The sequence below is a fragment of the Gaoshiqia hydrogeniformans genome, from assembly GCF_049347105.1.
Lineage (GTDB): Bacteria > Bacteroidota > Bacteroidia > Bacteroidales > Prolixibacteraceae > Gaoshiqia > Gaoshiqia hydrogeniformans.
Window position 1 is genome coordinate 404,513 of the sequence record NZ_CP186334.1, and the last position, 19,107, is coordinate 423,619.

A 19,107-nucleotide genomic window follows, 5' to 3' on the forward strand; every position below is an offset into this window, starting at 1 on the left:
AAATCATTTCATTGAATCTTATACAATCCTTCACAGCTCACATAGTGTGTTTTTATACCAAGCGAATCCATGAGTTCCCGGATTTCTACTGTTTCCAGAGTGTGCGTGTTGTAGCCTTCCCCAATATCGTTGTTGTACACCCACGACGGGCTGGGCCACAAACAGGCTTTGAACCGGATTGTCCGGTAAAAATCTTTACTAACGCCCCGTTGCCCGTGGTGCGCCATTTGCAGGTAATCGCAATCGAGTTCGTTCCGAAAAGGACTATTCAGCAACCTGTCTCCTTCTTCACTTCCACAATCGCCTAAAAAAACCACGGACTTTGACTGATCCCAAACCCGGACGACCATACTTGAATTGTTGTACGGGTTTATGGTGATGTCTTCGTTTTTTACCGCCAGTATTTTAAATGTAGTCTGGTCGAGTTGAATGATTAAACCGGGTTCGGTAACATCCACAACAGGAATCCCGGATTTTTTCAGATTGGCATAAAAATCCAAAGCAGCAGCTCGATATTCGGGTTCCAATGCACAAAAAGCCGCAGAAAATCCGGAATGGCAAACTGTCCCGATCCGGATATCATCCGGAGCTTTCAATATTTCGTTTATGGCGCCAATGTGATCGGGATGGGGATGACTTACAAACCAGACGTCAACCTGATTGCCCAGGGCAGCCAGGAATCCGCGCAGATAAGCCGCTTCTTCTTTTACACCGCCATCCATCACGGCTACTTTCCCATTGTTCATCCTGAAAACATACGAGTTTCCGATGGTGTTGACCTGCGATGGAAGCTGCCATACGGTAAAATTGGGTTTCTGCTTCGATAGGACGGGAAGGGTTCCCAAAACGAGCGCAATTAGTATGATCCATTTCATTTTCATTGCCGGCTTATTCATAGGTTAAGTTGTTTTTCAGATCTGATCTGCGTTAGATGTATTGAATTACTTGAAAATTAAAGTTCTTTCCATCCTGTACTATCCGGGTTCAGGCAATCATTCTACCAAACTGTATAATTTCCCTTCACCGGGTAACAACTTCAGCTCCATTGTTCTGCTGTTCGTGTTAAACCGAATGTTTTCAGTTTTTCCTGAAACCGAAGATATTTCCTTCAATCCGTTAACTCCGGGACCGATAATCATTCGGACAATTTCTGTCGTCTCCAAAGATTTATTGACGATCATCACATACGGACGGTGTGTTTCCTCTTGCTCAAACCAACTTATTATCAATTCCTTTTCAGTATCTTCAGGTTTGATAACAAAATCTGACGGTAGTCTTTCTCCATCTTCAGGAATCGTTATTCCGGTATGAAAAACATTCACGGCATCGAGCCCAATGAGCGTTTTCCCCAGCTGTTTCATCTGTTGGTTTAACTGTTTGAAAGGAAGATAAAGATCTGTTTTTTGTCCGCATGAGTCGATAATGGCATTGGTAAAAACTTCTCCCCGCTTGGTGGGTGTCCAGTAGGTAAACCAAACCAGGTTTTTGATTCCGTATGCCAGACATGAGAAGACATTCAACCGCAAATCAGCTACACCGGGACGTCGGTAAACACCGGGGATTCCAACAGACTGGAGGTAACACGAGGTTTTCACTCCTTTTTCCAATCCGGCGCGACGAATAAAATCCAGGTTTTCATAATAGGATTCACGGAAAGAACCATCGGCCATAAAGGGGTAACAATCAAATGACAGATACTTCAGTTTTTCCCTTCCGCAGGTTTCAATCCATTGAGTGACGTACAAGCTGTAATCAGGTAAAGACCATTGTGGCAACAAGTTCACGTAAGGCACCACCTGCCGATCAAATTCCAGGATTATCTGATATTTTTTTGCAGCCGCTTCAATGCCATCGAAATGAGGCTCGTCAATCACGTAATAACCAGCTGTTGCGGGATGCTCACCGTACACCTGGATCATTTCACCGATATCGGCTTTCGTCCCATTGACGCGGGGATCGGCAACAAACAGCTTCAATCCGTACTTTTCGCACAAGCTGAGCATTTTCAGATTGCGTTCTTCGGTGTCGAGCAACGAGCCCAACACATTTTGGATGTAACCAATATTTGCTTCTTTTATACGCTTATATTGTTTCTGGTTGGTGTGCTCCCATACCGGCGGCCAAAATATACCAATCTGAAATTCATCGGTAAAGTCCGATTTCCGTTGCTGTCCAAAAGAAACCAGGACAACGAACATCAAAATTGCAGGTAAAAATAGTCTCATTCGGTTCAAATTTGTTTGAATTGGTTTGTCATGATCGATGCAATTGGTTACAATTCTTCAGGAAGCCAGGTGCAAATGTGCTTTCCGTTCCAGTTATTCACCGAGGCATAATCGACCATCCGGATTTCGCCGTTTTTTACCGGAACCCGAAACTGCATCCTGGTTCCCGGGATAAGGGGGTTTTCAGGGATAAGATCAACGTACCCGTTATTTGAAATCACCGAAACAGCCTCGTGGTATTGTTCGTCAATGTTTTCGTCGCGTGCCAGAACAACCGGCCCTCGCACCAACGCCTGAAAATGATCTCCGGCACGGTTGCTGCCTTTTGGTGCATCGACAATCCGGCAACGGAAATCGATATTCAGTTCTAGTTGATCTCCTGACGTCCATTCCCGGTTAATTACGGCATAGGTTCCGGGTTTGACCTCAACGGGTTTTCCGTTTACCTTCAGCAAAGTAGTTTCACTCCATGTCGGAATGCGCAAGCTCACGGAAAAATTTTCGGGAGATTTGGGCGCTACGTTTATCATTACAGATCCCGAAAGGGGATAATCGGTTACGATGTTCAACGCTACCGGATTCCCTTTTGGTGTTGATGCCATAGCTGTCCCGGCATTATAAAGATTGACCACCGGACCTGAAGCGGAATTCATAACAGCAACATAAGGTAAATAAGCCAGTCCCATTGGACCATTCAGATTACAGCAGGTCACATAAACACTGTCGACTATTCCTCCCCAGCCTACTGTATTTGTTTTCACCCCATTTAATAAATTTACATAACTAAAACCGTCTCCTTCCGGTTTCATGGCGCCAAGAAGTCCGTTATAGGTGTATTTTTCAATCATATCTGCCGCCATTGGGTCACCCGTTAACCGCAAAATCTGACTGCATAGTTTCAACCAGGTCACTCCTACGCATGTTTCCATCATGCGTTGAATATCGGGATTGGTTTGTTCCAGCGCTGTGTTGTCCCAAGCTTCACCGTAAACCGCAGGATGATAGGGTTGATCGCCGCCACCGTTACCAATAATGGTAATCTCTTTCTCCAGGATGCTGTGATACAGATTCATGAAGGCCTGTTTCCATCTGTTATTTCCGGTAACCCGGTAGTATTCCGTCAAACCTTCAAACAACGACATCATCTCATAGGCTTTTGGATAAACGCCTCCAATTTCTACCGGAGCCTTATTATTAAAAGCATCCTCAATGATATTGAAACCTTTGGCTCCACCTTCTTCCTCGACAATATAACGTGCAAAATCGAGATAACGCTGATAACCAGTCAGCTTGTACAATCGCATAACGGGTTCGAGAATCGTACTTGATTCGATGTGGTTTGGGCTCCAGCCCTGGTCGACAACCGGAACTTTCGGAGCCGGACCGGTTTGCGCGATGATGCAATCGGCCTGACGAATCATGGATTGCAAAACAGCCGGATCTTTATCTACCTGCCGGTAATATTCTTCCATAGCAAGCAACACATATTTGCGTTCCCACAGGTCGCCGCCCGGTCCGTCAGGCTGCTCACTCATCTCCGAGCAACTGATACTCCCGTTTTCGCGTTGAGTTGTCAGCATATCCGCTATCGTTGACTGAAGGATTTTTTTTAACTCCTGATCTTGCGTATAGCGATAAAACATACAGCCGGAGCGTACAGCTTTGCCCCACATCTCGCCCTGCGCGAAAAACGATCTCCCCGACCTGAATTTTTCGACCAGTGCGGCATAAGGTACCACACCCTTATTCCAGTGGTCTATCGAATTCCGGATATCGTCCTCCAGATAACCCGAAAAATGGATTGAGTTTGCAGGCAGTGGCGTAAACTGATCCTGAATTTTCACCAGATCAGCATTTCTGCATGCTCCAAGAACAAAACATCCCAGCAACAATGCGGCAACTATTTGCGGATTACCGAAACGACCTTTCTTTATCAATTTCCTCACAGTTAAATACATGTTTACTTGTCTTTTACATTCATATTTCATCAAATCAATGATCAGAGGTTAGTTCACAATGAATTTTTTTCTTTCGCTTTCTCCGTGATTTTTTAACTCGACAATATACATTCCGGGGCTTTTAAGAAAACCAACAGGAAGTTTGTCTGAAAAAACCGAATCCCTGAACCTTTTCTGCCACAACGCCTGCCCTGAGATATTATAGATGGTGAGCAAAGTATTAGTCCCTGTCCCTATGGGAAAAACGATATTCAACACATCATTTACCGGGTTGGGGTAAATCTGAAATAATGACTCCGCCTCGTTGGGTATTTTGCCTGTGTCGTTAACAAAACAGCGATAATTGAACCGTCCTCCGGGAGCAACATCACCGTTGACATAAAAGTCCATGATATTGCCGTCCTCCTGCATGTTATCACTCCATTTAAATTCGAAGTCCAATAAATTGTCATCGGTAATCCCCAGCAGGGAGCGTTTGATTTTGATTACCAGGATGGTTTCGTCGACGGTATATTGAGCGGCTCCGGTTTTGTGCCACTCCCAGTCTTTCTTGCTTTTTTCAACAATAACTGAATCCGCGGGGCTATTCCGGTTGATCATAAAATCGTAACCTTCCCAACCGGTATCTTTATTCCGGTCGATGTCGATAAACAAGCGCATCCATTTTGAGTCTGACTTATCGGTTAACGGATCGGCTGTTTCTACATAAAACCAAATATATTCCTGGTCTCGGGCCACCTTTGCCCGAACAATATCGTTTCGGCCGGTGGTATTGATGTAAATCAGCTGGTCCCCCTGCCCGGCATGATTGCGATGAAACACATTTCCTTTGTACGAACGAAATTCCGGCTTTACATCATTCCAGGAGGTCCGGTCGTTCAGAATGATGGTTTTGGGAGCAGATGCCACTTCAGAATCGGGCATTCCTTTAAATTTCCGGATATGGCTGACTAATTGCAGATAATACACATCACCTTTATTCCCCCATACTTTAACCGGTTCAATGTCACGGCTTTTTTCGGCAGAATACTGGTCAACAAAAGCGAAAGGTTTGACATCCCAGTCGAGCCAGCGCCCGGCAACCCATTCATTCCAGCCGGTCACAAATACCAGATCCGGATCAAGTTGAAAAGCTCTCCCCCATTGTTCCTGAAAATTCAATCCGTAAAAAAAGGCATCGGGACGCGCATCCTGTCCGTGAATTTTTGTGTAACTGCGCCCGTAAGTGAGCGGATTATTAAAACCGCTGGCATGTCCGCCACTGGCGTCCGACGCATTTTGCGCTACTCCAACGGGAACCTGCTCATAGCCTCCCGTCGTTTTTTTAACATAGCCATTCTGCGGATAGTTTTCCAGCCATCCCCATTGATCGTTTGTTGAAGGTCCGTTCACATAATCGGGTTGTCCGGGACGAAATGTAAAAAATGCCTTTATCGCATCTACCTTTTGTTGCCCTACTGATTGAAGTATTTGTACCGGGGTATGATCTGTTCCGGCAGTTAATCCGGTAAAGATCAAATCAGAAGAATACGCAATCTCACTTTCGTAATTGCCGCTTACCTGAACTGCATTGAAATAGCTTTCTGTAGTACCGTTGGTTTCGGTATATTTCCACACCCCCACCTTCTCGGTTCCATTGCTCAATTCCCAAAGGTAAGTACCCGCATCCAGTTTATCAAAAGCTAATCTTAGTTTTTCATTATCAGTAAAATTGACAAAAGTTTTCTCTGCAAGTGGAGTTCCGGCCACCGTTTCATGATAATTATTTTGCCATTTATACAGGCTGAAAGTCAGGTTGCCGACGTTGTTTCCCCAGCTTGGACAGGTCGCATTGATTGCGTAAAAAGGTGAAGTTGCTGTAAATTTCAACCCGGCGCTGTTCCTTTTTGCTTTCATGCAATCCGGATAAGCCATCATCAACGGCTTTCCGCGCCACATAAACCATAAATCCTTATATCGCTGAGGCTGATAAAGTTCATTATACAATTCGGTGAGCGATTCCATGGACCCGTCGGTAGGGCCAAAAGGTAAAAGAAAGGCGACGCGGGGAGTTTGAACGCCATCTTTCCGGGCCTGCATCCAAACTTCCAGCAGTTTGGTATAGGATGATTTCCAGGTGAAATTTCCGTTCGTACAATCAAAAAACACAACATCGACGCCTGCATCAGCCAACATCTCCGCATGTTTACGCAAAACCCATTCATCGGTCGTCCGGTAATAACCAAAAAGGGGTTCGTCCCACCAAAAAACGCCGCCAACAATACCATGCCAGGCCGGATGACCGGCATCAGTTGCCGCCTCAGGATATCTTTCAAGGATTTCAGTAATATTCAGTACCGGAGAGAAACCGCCCATGTCGTCGGTATGCCATGTCCAGTAAAAAAGCCCGACAAATTTATTTTTCCGTAAACTTCCGGCTTCTTCTCTCATAAGCAATTTTCGGCCTAATGCATCGGTTGCAGGAAGCCCGTTCCCGCCATTACCTGAAACCTGAGCAAACAGGCTTGCGATACAAAAGAAAAAGAAAAATATACCTGAAGTTCGTTTCATCACCATGTCTTGAATAATTTGAGCCGGGATGTCTGAAATAACAATCCGGAATACACTGAAATCAGCTTGGCACAAATGGACCACCCCACCTGAGCAGATTAATTATTTAAGTTATGGACTATCAGGAACATGTTCCCGATAGTCCATGCAGCAAGTATCGTCGTTGTTAATACCGATCAACCTGCGAGAATAAGTTTGTGAAAATTAATCCAACCAGCCGGGGTTCTGCCAGTCGCTACCGGAAATTCCGATAATTTTATCAACCTCGCTTTGATCAATCGGGTACATCAGGTACTTGTCAGAAAAGCAGTTCCGGTCTTTAAATTTGAACCGGGTATATGTCAGCCCTGAACCGTTCTGGGTGATTCTCATCCCGGTAATGAACTTATCCGTTTCGTTCAGGATTTTCCACCGGCGGACATCAAAGAACCGATGTTCTTCAAAAGCCAACTCTACACGCCGTTCATTCCGGTATCTCTTTTCGAAGGCCTCTTTTGTCATCCCTGCCGGGAGCGCCGGCATACCAACCCTGGCACGAACCGCATTAACCGCTTGCCGGGCGCTCATCGAGAAACTTCCAGAAGTAACAACAGCATCCGGTCCGTTTGATTGATAAGCAGACTCGGCAAAATTCAGGTAAAGTTCAGCTAAACGAAACAACCGTACGGCTCCGTCAGCATCGTTGCTTTGACCTGATTTAAAGTTATTGAACTTGCGTAAATAGTATCCGGTCCGGGTATGTTTCCGGTTAAGTTCCGATATTTCCTCGTTTCCCCCAACAAAGGTTTGAACAGCCGAAGGATCGACCTCGCCTGCGGGTGCACTCTTTACTTCAATCCGGATATCTTTGATCTGCATGACAACACCTGAATTCACGCCCACGTCGAAGCGGAGATTATCACCCGCGTTTCCCCAACCAAAAGAACTTACCGTTTCGGTTATGTCAATTGAATAGGTAGTCCATTCGGTAGCTTTCGCTATGGCTGCCGGTTTAATCGAACGAGCTTCAGCCAGTGCAGGTCCAAAGAAAATCTGAGGATTAACCACCTCCGAACTTTTGTATTCGAACTTAAATACCACCGACGGCGGATTATTTAAACCTGAAGACAACGGTGTAAGCATCACCCAAGGGTCTCCACCTGTAGTTGTCAAGTCGTATGAACCGGCAGCAACCTGTGTTACATCCATTTGATTTATACTGCCTGTAAAGTCCAGATTATAGGTATCATCACGATCGTCAACAACCTGCCCCAAGTTCCTAACTGCCCCGTTGTAATAAATGGAAGCATAAAACCGGGGGTCGCGACCTTCATAAGGGTTTGCCGGATCGTAGCCGGAAGCGCTGTTTATAATCGGGTTCAACCTGCCGGCATCGGAATAGCCCGTAACCGGAATTTCGCCGTTAGCCATTTCATAACTGTCCACAAGATCCTGTGTAGGACATGGCCCGGCTTTCTCCATGCCCGGATTGGTTGGCAAACCGGCATACTTCCAAACCTGCATTTGTCCGCCGCGCTGGTAAATTGTCTCTTTATCCACCGAGCGTTGATCATTGGAACTGGTAAAGAAATAAAGGGCGTACGCATTTTGCGCAATATCAGACGAAGGCTCAACATCAAACAGTTTATAATCGTGAGCTAAACATTGAGACAACGCTTCTGCATTGATCTCGGTTGCCATTTCCCAGGTATAAGTGCCGTCGGACCACAGCGGACTTGCAGCATATGTTACTGCCTGAGATTTAATCGCATAGGCAACGGCCCGGCTCATGATCCCGTACTGATTGTCATAAATGGCCCAGTGAAACCCATTTTCTGTATCAGGAACCGACAGGGCCGCATCGCAATCTTCCAGAATGAAGGTAACAACTTCGGAGAATGAGGCCCGTTTATCCTGTGAAAAATCATGCCCTATTTCCAGCGGTTTATCAAAAATCGGAACACCTCCGTAGCGTTTAATTAACTGCAAGTAATAAAGGGCACGCAAAGTACGGGCTTGTGCTACCCAACCGGCTTTTACTTCCTCTGTAGCATAAACCGAAGCCGTCTTTATGTTTTCGATAAAAACGTTACATTTTCGTATTCCCTGGTAGAGAGATCCCCACGGACTACCATCCACCGAATAATATGGGTAGCTTGATGAAGTAATGCTTCCCGCATACCAGGCACTGAATCTCGATCCGGGCGTAATATCGTCAGCATCCTGCGCTTCGTCGGTAAATGACGCCCGGTCCATGTATGGAGCAGGGCAGAATCCGTAACAGGAGTTCAGATAACCTCGCGTCCTGTTGTAGTCGCTAAAAACCTGGTCCATCGTTATCCGACCATCACTGGGCAGATCCAATTCATCGTTACACGAGATAAAAAAGCTCGCTATAACCGTGATGAATGCAATAATATTATACTTTTTCATACTCATTTTCTTTTCATGTTAATGATCACCCAATTCATTAAAAGACAACACTTACACCGATGTTGTAAACCCTGTAAACAGGAAATGAAGAGTAGCTGCCTTCCGGACCAAAATCATCAGATTTCATCTTGTCCCAGGTAATCAGGTTCTGTCCGCTGAAGATAACTTTCGCTGTTGTCGCTGAAATCGCTTTTGTGAAGGATGCCGGCAGTGTATAGGTTAATTCCACATTCTTTAGACGCAGATAAGACCTGTTGTAGCTCAAATAATCATTGGCTTCATGATTTACCGATTTAGCTAATGAAAGAGCCGGATAGCTGATCTTTTCGCCGCTGTCGTATCTTTCCTGGGTCCAGGCATTCCGGTGCAATGCTCCAAATACGCCATCGTAGCTTGTTTCCCACACGCCTGTTCCGCCATAAATAGAAGAATAATCGCTTATTCCCTGGAAAAGAAAGCTCAAATCAAACGACTTGTAGGTAAACCCTCCCGAGAAAGCATAGGTGGTACGAGGCAGGTATCCATTTCCAATCGGGGCCATATCCCGTTCGTCAATGTTATGATCGCCGTTCAGATCCTGATATTTCAAATCGCCCACACGAGCTGTGCCAAAACCATAAGTAAGATTGCTGTTGTCAATTTCAGCTTGTGAATTAAAGAATCCATTGCCGTTACTGTAATCGACCAAATAGCCAAAATCCTGCCCAAACGAATAGTTTTCTTCCCATTTCCGGTAAGCATAATCATCGGTCCGCAACGCTTCATTCCATTTTACAATCGTATTCTTTGCATAACTTAACATCCCGCCAACAAAAACACTCCAATCCTTATTGATCGACTTCGTATAATTGATGCTAATATCGTATCCCTTGTTTTCGAATATCCCGGAATTTGTCTTTGGATAATTGCCTAATGGAACTCCCTGGTAAAGCGGTATTGTTGAATATGCTCCTACAACCATATTTTCCATGCGCTCTTTAAATATATCGACCGAGACAGTCAGTGCATTAAATAAGCCCAGGTCCACGCCAACGTTTTGTTTTGTAGAAATTTCGGCTTCGATTGACGGATTACCGACTTGCTGTTCATTAACGATATACTGAAGATAGGCGATAGGGCCACCGCCTGAGGCCGTTACATTGTCAAGATAGGCATAACGGGCTAAACCACTTTGGTCGTTGGCCGTTTTACCATAGGAAGCCCTGAATTTAAGATTGCTAAGCCAGTCTGTTCCACTCATGAAACTCTCGTTGGAAGCAAGCCAGGCCACAGATACCGCCGGAGTTAAAGCATAACGATGCGACCGTGCATATTGCTCCGAACCGGAATAGCCAACATCAAACTTGGCAAAATAGCGGTTATTATATCCGTATGTTGCTTCAGCGCCCGTACTTACCCGGTTATACGGAAGACTCCATGGAGAACCGGTATCGGCTTTTGTCAGATTCTGATAAAACATGTAGCCCAATCCGGTAATTTGGTGGTTGCCAAAATTCCGCTGATAGTTTAAAGCCGCTTTGTAGGTTAAATGATAATAAAAGGAATGACTCTTACTGTATGCCAGAGGAGTATCTGTTTGCTCTCCTTTTTTAATAAAATCAAGTGAGTTCGCATCGTCTGTTCTGATCCATCGCTCATAATCCTGAGTTGTTCCTAAACTACCTACAGAATTGGTCTGGTAAGCCATAATACTATTCAAACTTAAACCCTTCGTCAGGAAGCTCATATCCAGATCAATACCAAATTGCGAGGTGATATTCGTTACCGTGTGCCTCCAGTAACCCGACCTGTTGAGCATTCCATAGGTAGGAGAGCCAACACGTTCGGTCGTAATCACCTTACCTCCCGGATCAATAACTTCTCCGGTGGTTTCGTCCAGCACCGAAGGAGTAACCGGACCGAAAACGGTAGACGGAATTTGAAACAGGCTGCTATATATCGTCGAATTTGCGGAGCCAGGCGTCCTTTCCCGTTTAATATTTCCGCTTAAGCGCACAAAGGTCTTTAAATATTTATTCAGGATCATATCAACATTTGTACGATAGTTTATCCAGATATTATTAGCATTCGGGTTGTACTTGGTTTGATCGGTTTTAAACTGTCCCCCCTGGTGCATCACATTCAGATTTGAAAAGAACTGTACCTTTTGCGATCCTCCTGTCACATTTACGCCAACCCGTTCCATGAGCGAAAAGTCTTTCAGGAACATATTGTACCAGTTGTTATCCGGATAGAGATCTCTGTTTTCGCCTGACCGGTACGTCTCAATCTGCTGGTTGCTGAACAGGTAATTCTGTCCGAGACCATCATTATAGGCAGCCTGATTTCTCAACTCAGCATAATCGGCAGAGTGATAAAAGGTTGGTTTTGTTGTTACCTGCTGTAACGATTGATCAAACCGGGTATTAATCTGCAAGCCGCTTTTTGTGCCTCGCTTTGTTGTAACAACAATTAATCCGTTGGCTCCCTGAATCCCATAAAGCGCCTGGGTTGAAGCATCTTTTAAAATCGTCACTGATTCAATTTCGCTCGCAGAAATGTACTCCAAAGTTTGGTTACTGTTATAGGCACAGATAATCCCATCGATAATTACAAGCGGGCCGGAAGTTCGTGCAGCCGATATTCCACGGACAAAAAGATTCGTATTTGCCCGTGACAACTCGGAGAAGGTTTCCTGCGTTATCAGGCCGGATAAACGTCCGGCTAAAGTTTGTGTCAGGTTGGCAACCGGAGACTTTTCAAGTTCTGTTCCGCTTACGGTCGCCACAGATCCTGAGATTTCGCGACGCAACTGCGAAGAGTATCCCAATTGAATTACCTCATCCAGCCCATGTACATCCCGCTGAAGTGAAACGTCAATCTGAGATTTTCCGCCAATAACGACCTCTTGCTTAATAAAACCAATAAGTGAAAAAATGAGCGATTCGTCGCCGTCAGCCAATTCCAATACATATTCGCCGGTTGCATTCGTAATTGTCCCGTTCGTACCGTTTTCGGTGATTACCACAACTCCGGTAAGGGGCTTTCCATATTCATCAAAAGTCTTTCCCTGAATGGAGGTTGATAGCTGTTGCGCGTTAAGAGATCCCTCCCAGGAGCAAAATAACGCGAACAAAACAACTATTCTTAGAATTAAATTATTGTGTGTCATCATGATTATTCATTTTAGTCCGTTACTATTTTACTACCAACCCGGATTCTGCCAATCCTGACCGGTAATCGCCTTCAGGCGATTAGCCTCGTTGAGTGGCATCGGTACCCATAGAAATTTGTTGGTATAACATTTCCGTTCCGTAGAGCGTACGGTACGGCGGCCAAAAGTATAGGTGCCATCTGCATTTCTGATAATCTCTGCAGCAGTGATCCATCTGTCTGTTTTTGAAAGATCGCCTGTGGGTGATGACCAGCGACGCACATCAAAGTAACGGTTCTCCTCCATGGCCAGCTCAACCCTGCGTTCGTTACGAATACGAAGGATGAGTTCCTCTTTGGGCAATGATGACGGCAGATCGGGCATTCCAACCCGGTTTCTGATTTCATTCACTGCCGCTTCAGCTTCAGCTAATTGTCCGGCTTCAGCGGCGGCTTCAGCAAAATTCAGGATCACCTCTCCTAATCTGAAAAGTTTCCAGTTTGCTCCGCCTACCGGATTATCATTCCCTGAATTCGGGTGTAGAAACTTCCGTTCATAGTAACCGGTCCGGGTTGCCCTCCGAACAGAAGCGCTGATTCCGGTTTGCGGCTCACCCACATAGGTGGCAATAATCCTTGTCCGGTTACCAATTGGCGCGGGATAATTCTCATATGATTCAGGCGCTTCAGCAAAATTCCAGAGACACTTTCTTTTGGATCCATTGTAATAAATGGAAGCATAAAAACGGGGATCCCTGTTTTTATATGGATCCTGCGGATTATAAAGGGTATTTCCCGGATTGTAATTGGGCTGTAAATGGCGCTCGTCCAGATACGGATTTGCCAGATTCAGGATGGGCTTACCATCAATTGTTTCATAAGCATCAACCAGTTCCTGTGAAGGACAAGTTCCCGATTTGTACCCGTCCTGAGAACCAATACCATCGATATTCCAAATATTTCCCTGACCATCGCGACTCTGATAAAGGGTCTCCTTGTCCACCGGAGTCGAGGAATAGCTCATGTTTTGCGTAAAGTATTCGTTATAAAGAGCTGTATATTCGTCCTTATCCGGTCCTAAAAAGGCAACATCCGAAAGATAGGTTTGAGGAAAATTTACCTTGTTGTATAATTCAAACCCACGTGATCTGAGGTTCGCTAAGGAAGCTTTGTTGATTGTATAGGCTTCTTGCCAGTAATTATTTCCCCCATTATTCAGGGGACTCGCAGCAAAAAGGATCATCTTGGATTTAATAGCTTCAGCCATCGCTTTATTTACGCGCCCGGCTTCACTGCCTATCGTAATTCTCCAGGGTAATTCGTCTGTAGCAAGTGCCACATCGCAATCTTCCATGATAAACTTCACCACCTCGTAATAACTTGCCTTCTCAACCAATGAGAAATCAGTTGCCAAGTCATAGGGTTCACGTTCAATTGGCAAAACGGGCCCGAACCATTTCAACAATTCGGAGTAGTAATATGCACGCAGAAGATGTGCTTCGGCTTTCCAACGCTTACGGTCGGCCGGATTTGTTACAGTTGCATTATTTATTCTGCCGATAAACAAAGTACAGTTTCTGATTGCACTCCAGTACCTGGCCCAATAGTCTCCGTTTCCTGCATCAGCGCTTATATTGGTGATGGGGTGACTACCGGCAGAAGCATCACCATTATACATCCGACCGGCCATAATCCATGATTCCGCTTCGGCATCGGTATCCCATGCTTCATCACTCCAAACAACAGGTCCACGCGACCAAAAGAAATAGCGGGTTCCTTTAACCGGCATATTCGAATAACAGCTGTTCAAAAAAGCTCCCACCTTATCATTGTCTGCAAAAATATCATCCATCGTCAGTTTGCCATCAGGAGCCATATCCAATGCCTCTGAACAGGAGCTCAGCGCCAATATCAATGCGATAAGTGCAACATATATGTTTTTAATTTTCATAATTTCATTGATTTAAGGATTAGAAAGTGATGTCAAGACCAACGTTTTTCATCTTGGTCACCGGATATCCGATTGGATCATTATTCTCCGGATCAAGATGTCCCAAACGCAGATGATCCCAGGTAATCAGGTTTTGCCCGCTGACATAAACTCTTAATTTGTCAATCCCCAGTAACCTCAATGCCCCGTTGGGAAGAGTATATCCCAGTTCAATGTTTTTCAGCCGGATAAATGACCTGTTCATGATAAAAAAGTCGTTGGCAACATGGTTCGTGGTACTGTGTGTACTTAGGGCAGGATATGTAATTCGTTCTCCGTTGGCATAACGTTCTGCAGTCCATGCAGTCTTATGATAATCAAAATAAGTCCCTCTTATTATGTATTCGTATACTCCTTGTTGCGCATAGTTTGAATTATACTTGGCCACGCCCTGGAAAAAGGTTGTAAAATCGAGTGATTTATAGGTCAGGTTAATGGTAAGACCATAAGATACCCTCGGGATGCTTGAGTAACCAATAGGAGCCTGATCTTTACTGTCAATAATGCCATCTTTATTCAGATCAATGTATTTGATATCACCAACACGAGGTTCACCAAATCCATAGCTCGTCGTTCCAAGGTATTCACTCAGCTCTTCCTGTGAATTAAAGTATCCGTTCCCATTGCTGTAATCAATTTTATACCCCCAGGCCTGACCGATTGAATATCCGGTATTTCGGTATTGATAGGCATATGATTCGTCGCGAATTGGCTCGTCGATAAAACGGATCGTATTGTGGTTGTATCCGTAGTTTCCTCTGACCATCAATTGCAAGTCTTTTGCAATCGTCTTGTTGTACGTCAGTTCAATTTCATATCCTTTATTATCAACCTTCCCCATGTTCACTTTGGGAATATTCCCCAATGGAACTCCCTGTAATTCAGGAACCATTCCTCTTGAAATCAATATCTTATCTCTGTTTTCAACAAAATAATCGAAGGTTATATTCAGGTCGTTGAACAGTTGCACATCAATCCCATAATTCTGTTTTTTTGCGAGCTCCCAGGTTAGGTTCGGGTTCCCTAAAAGGCCTTGGTTAATGCCCCTTCCAAGCCCCAGACTACCAAGAGGTCCTGACCCCATGCTGATATTATCCTGATAAAGGAAACGGGCAGTTCCCATTTTATCATTACCAACTTTTCCGTAAGATGCTCTTAATTTAAGATTGGTAATCGTTTTATTCTCTTTCATAAACTGCTCATTGCTGATCACCCAACCAACAGACACTGCGGGGAAAAAGCCATAGCGCTTACTTGGGGCAAATTGTTCCGATCCGTTATAACCCATATTCACTTCACCCAAATAACGCCCGTCAAAACCGTATGTGAAACGTCCGGCAACTCCCAATAAGTTATAGGGTATTTCTCCGGCAGTTGATTCCCAGTAATCCCGCTGGGCCAGGACCATACCAGTCACATCGTGCTTATCGCCAAACGTCCGGTTATAGTTGATTGTTCCCTGAAGGTTAATGTTGTACCGCGAATCAGCGCCTTTAGCAATCGACAGCAGGCTTTCATCGGAACGCTTTACGGCGTAGTTTAATGTATTTGTCTCCGGATTGATTTCGGCCAGATAAAGGCGTTCTGATTTCTGTCCCTGCATGGCGGTTGTTGACCTGGAATCGTAGGAAATCATTCCTTTTACACTTAATCCCTTGGTAATGGTATTGCTTAAATCCCATTCCATTCCCAATGATACATTCAGATTAGATCTGACCTCATTCCGATACCCCATCCGGTTCATAATTTCAAATGCTGAACGGTCCATATAACCCGGATCTACAATTTGTCCGGGGGCAACGCCAAATCCTTCGATTGTTGTCGGACCGGGAGTAATCGGAAGAATCGTCTGCGCCTGGTAAAGCAGGTCGCGCATCATCCAGTTGGTATCGTTTCCGTATAACCAGGCTGCCGGCATATTGACCTGCTCAATATAACTTCCGATATTAAGAAACGATTTGAATGATTCGGAAACCTTGTAGTCAATATTGGATCTAAAATTATATCTGTCCATTTTGGCTGACGGGTCATACCCTAAAACCGACTCGGGTTCAGTTTTCAGGTTACCTCCCTGATGGAGGTAAGCGGCATTCACAAAATAAGAAATCTGATTCGTTCCTCCGCTTGCAGTCAGGTTGATTCGGGTTTGAGGAGCATAACGGGAAATATACTCACGATAATAATCATGATCGGGATACATATATCGTCTGATTCGGGCTTGTGTTTCATAATCCGGGTCATTTGGATCGAGACCATCCAGAGGATTGGCATACATATCCATTGTTGTCTGATTGAAAGGGGGAGTTGTGATTCCGTCATTGAGAGCTGCTTCATTCCTCAATGCCATATATTCCAATGAATGAAGCCGTTCCGGTTCGCGGGTAAAAGAAGTATAACTCTGCTGTGCATTCAGGGTAAGCTGCATTTTTCCTTCAGCACCCCGCCTGGTTGTAATCAGAATTACGCCATTTGCTCCACGAACGCCAAATAACGCTGTTGCAGAGGCATCTTTTAAAATTGAAATCGTCGCGACCTCATTCGGATCAATTGTACGAATGTTATCACGAGGGACACCATCAATAAGAATCAATGGACTTGTACCGTTGGTGGTTGCAGCTCCACGGAGATACATGGTTGCGTCATCCCTCCCTGGCTGACCTCCACCAGACTGGATCGAAGTCAAGCCGGAAATCCGGCCGGCCAGCGCATTTGCCAAACTGGCAGACGAACTTTGAACTACATCCTTGGTTTCGATGGATGATACCGCTCCGGTTACCGATACTTTCTTCTGGATTCCGTAACCAACGACCACCACTTCGTCGATTCCGGTGGTGGTTTCATCCATTTTTACATTGAGCATCTCCTGACCGGAATAAGCAATCTCCTGAGGTTTCATTCCAACAAATGAAAAGAGCAGGGTTGCTTTTTCGGGAACGTTTTTTAAGGTAAAAACGCCATCCGGATCAGTAACTGTCCCAATTGTGGTTCCTTTAACAACCACAGCAACTCCCGGCAAGGGAAAACCGCCGGAATCTGTTACAACTCCCCGGACTTGCCGCTGTTGAGCGATATTCACCACACTGGCCATAATGGAAGGAAGACCGGGGCTGTCTTTTGACATGATGGCAATTTGCCGGTCGTATATTTCGTAGTAATTGTCTGTCCCTTTAAAGATTTGATCAAGAATTGAATCGACAGTCTCATTCTTTACTTTTATGCTGACTTTTCTGTCTACGTCGACAGATCTTTCGCTATAAAGCAGAATATACTCACTGTTTTCTTCAATCGCCTGAAAAATCTGCCGGACGGTAGTACTCTCAAAATACATATTGAACTTCGTTTGTTGAGAATAACTGTTGGCTGTAACAGTCACCACCGACACAAGCATAAAAAAGGTTAGTAGTTTCATTTTCAACAATAATTTTAACATCCTGCTATGTACATAGCACGGTCCGTTTCGTTTTTTTTTCATAGTTTTGCTTAGTTTATTATTAATACCTCTATTAGATAAACGTTGAAAACCGGTGGAGGCCTAATTCCCCCGGTTTTCTTTTTATCGTTATATTTTTGACATTTGCATAGGCGCTGTTATTTAAAAATAATTACACTGTTTTCAGATATTTCATAGTCAATCCTTGCGACTTTCGACAAAACAAGCATCACCTCATTGATAGATTCTTTCAGATCCAACTTGCCGGAAACGGGCAACGCCTTTGAAAATAAATTTTGTTCATATTTGAAAGTCACATTATAATACCGCTCAATCTTTGTCAGGACCTCTTCAAAATTCTCGTTAGAAAACTGGTACCACCCTTCTACCCAGGCAATATACAATTCAGGCATCAGTTCGTTCTCCAGGGTAATGTTTCTCCCGTTTTTAACATAGGTTGCTTTCTGGCCGGGAGCCATGATTACTTTGTCGCTGAAAAATCGCCCTTTCCCCAAAACGTTAACACTCCCGTTCAAAAGAACAGTTTCCGCAAAATTATCAGAAGGATACGCACAAACATTGAATTTTGTACCTAATACCTCCACATTCATCGTGTTCGTACTCACGATAAATGGTTTGTTGTCATTCTTTGCCACTTCAAAGTACCCTTCACCTTCCAAATATACTTCCCTCTTCCTGCCTGTAAACCGTTGAGGGAATGCAAAACGGGTTCCGGCGTTCAACCACACTTTTGTACCATCTTCCAAAACCAGTTTCGATTTTTTGCCAAACGGAATAACAACCTCGTTGTATACCGGTTTGTCATTACTGTTTGTACCAAAAGCCTGGCTCCTCACAATGCTGTCGTTATTGATTTGAATGGCGTCCTGATCTTTTAAAATCGTGATTTCCGATTCATCTTTTTTCAGATCCACTTTTTCGCCGGTCGAAAGAACCAACAGTGGATTCTCTGTGCTTAAACCATTATGATTTATGGAAAATTGATAGTGATTCCGGGATGGATTTGATTTTATATAGATTAAACTCCCAATCGATATGATAAGTAAAAGGGAGGCCGCGATTCCTGAAAAGTTCCTGATTCTCCTCCGTTTATAATCCTGCTTATACCCTTTATTGAATGTGCTGATATTTTGCCAGAGTTTATGCTTTTTATGTTCCGGGAGTATCCCTTCGGTTGTTTTAAACAAATCAATGATTTTCCCGGCTTTGAGAATATTTTCATTAGATTCGGAAGGCGATTGAAGGAATTGGTTCCACTCTCCGTCATTTTTCATCCGCTGAACAATGGATACAAATTCCTTGTCTTCCAGCAATTCCTCAACAGAATAATTCAAGTATTTTTTCAAAATCATTTTAATGCCTTATATACTTACAAAAGGCAGGAGAAAC

The 19,107-nt window shown here is 44.4% G+C and carries 9 protein-coding genes; all 9 read right to left on the reverse strand.

Translation table 11 applies throughout. The features are described from left to right. Positions 1–8: 8 nt before the first annotated feature. The 9 genes from ACOIT5_RS01665 to ACOIT5_RS01705 all read right to left on the reverse strand — a co-directional run bounded on the left by ACOIT5_RS01665 (position 9) and on the right by ACOIT5_RS01705 (position 19,064). Positions 9–896 carry a ComEC/Rec2 family competence protein gene (locus tag ACOIT5_RS01665; protein ID WP_423128732.1) on the reverse strand — a complete coding sequence of 296 codons (888 nt, stop codon included), beginning with the start codon at positions 894–896 and terminating at the stop codon, positions 9–11. A gap of 96 nt (positions 897–992) precedes the next feature. Next, the gene (locus ACOIT5_RS01670) at positions 993–2,225 is read right to left on the reverse strand and encodes a hypothetical protein (RefSeq protein ID WP_423128733.1); all 1,233 of its coding nucleotides are present in this window, start codon (positions 2,223–2,225) and stop codon (positions 993–995) included. Positions 2,226–2,272: 47 nt separating this feature from the next. After that, positions 2,273–4,171: a beta-L-arabinofuranosidase domain-containing protein gene (locus ACOIT5_RS01675; protein ID WP_423128734.1), complete on the reverse strand. Its 1,899-nt coding sequence runs from the start codon at positions 4,169–4,171 to the stop codon at positions 2,273–2,275. A gap of 60 nt (positions 4,172–4,231) precedes the next feature. Then, positions 4,232–6,739 carry a T9SS type A sorting domain-containing protein gene (locus ACOIT5_RS01680; protein WP_423128735.1) on the reverse strand — a complete coding sequence of 836 codons (2,508 nt, stop codon included), beginning with the start codon at positions 6,737–6,739 and terminating at the stop codon, positions 4,232–4,234. Between the two features lie 198 nt (positions 6,740–6,937). Further along, on the reverse strand, positions 6,938–9,145 hold the full coding sequence (locus tag ACOIT5_RS01685) for a RagB/SusD family nutrient uptake outer membrane protein (protein WP_423128736.1): 2,208 nt from the start codon (positions 9,143–9,145) through the stop codon (positions 6,938–6,940). A gap of 37 nt (positions 9,146–9,182) precedes the next feature. After that, a complete protein-coding gene (locus tag ACOIT5_RS01690; RefSeq protein WP_423128737.1) occupies positions 9,183–12,299 on the reverse strand; it encodes a SusC/RagA family TonB-linked outer membrane protein in 3,117 nt (1,038 codons plus the stop codon). 30 nt (positions 12,300–12,329) lie between these two features. After that, entirely contained in the window at positions 12,330–14,228 is a 1,899-nt protein-coding gene (locus ACOIT5_RS01695; RefSeq protein WP_423128738.1) for a RagB/SusD family nutrient uptake outer membrane protein, read from the reverse strand. Between the two features lie 19 nt (positions 14,229–14,247). Further along, positions 14,248–17,676 (reverse strand): TonB-dependent receptor, encoded by a 3,429-nt coding sequence (locus ACOIT5_RS01700; protein ID WP_423128739.1) that lies wholly within the window; start codon positions 17,674–17,676, stop codon positions 14,248–14,250. Between the two features lie 179 nt (positions 17,677–17,855). Next, complete coding sequence (locus tag ACOIT5_RS01705; protein ID WP_423128740.1) at positions 17,856–19,064, reverse strand: FecR family protein; 1,209 nt, start codon at positions 19,062–19,064, stop codon at positions 17,856–17,858. Between the last annotated feature and the right edge of the window lie 43 nt (positions 19,065–19,107).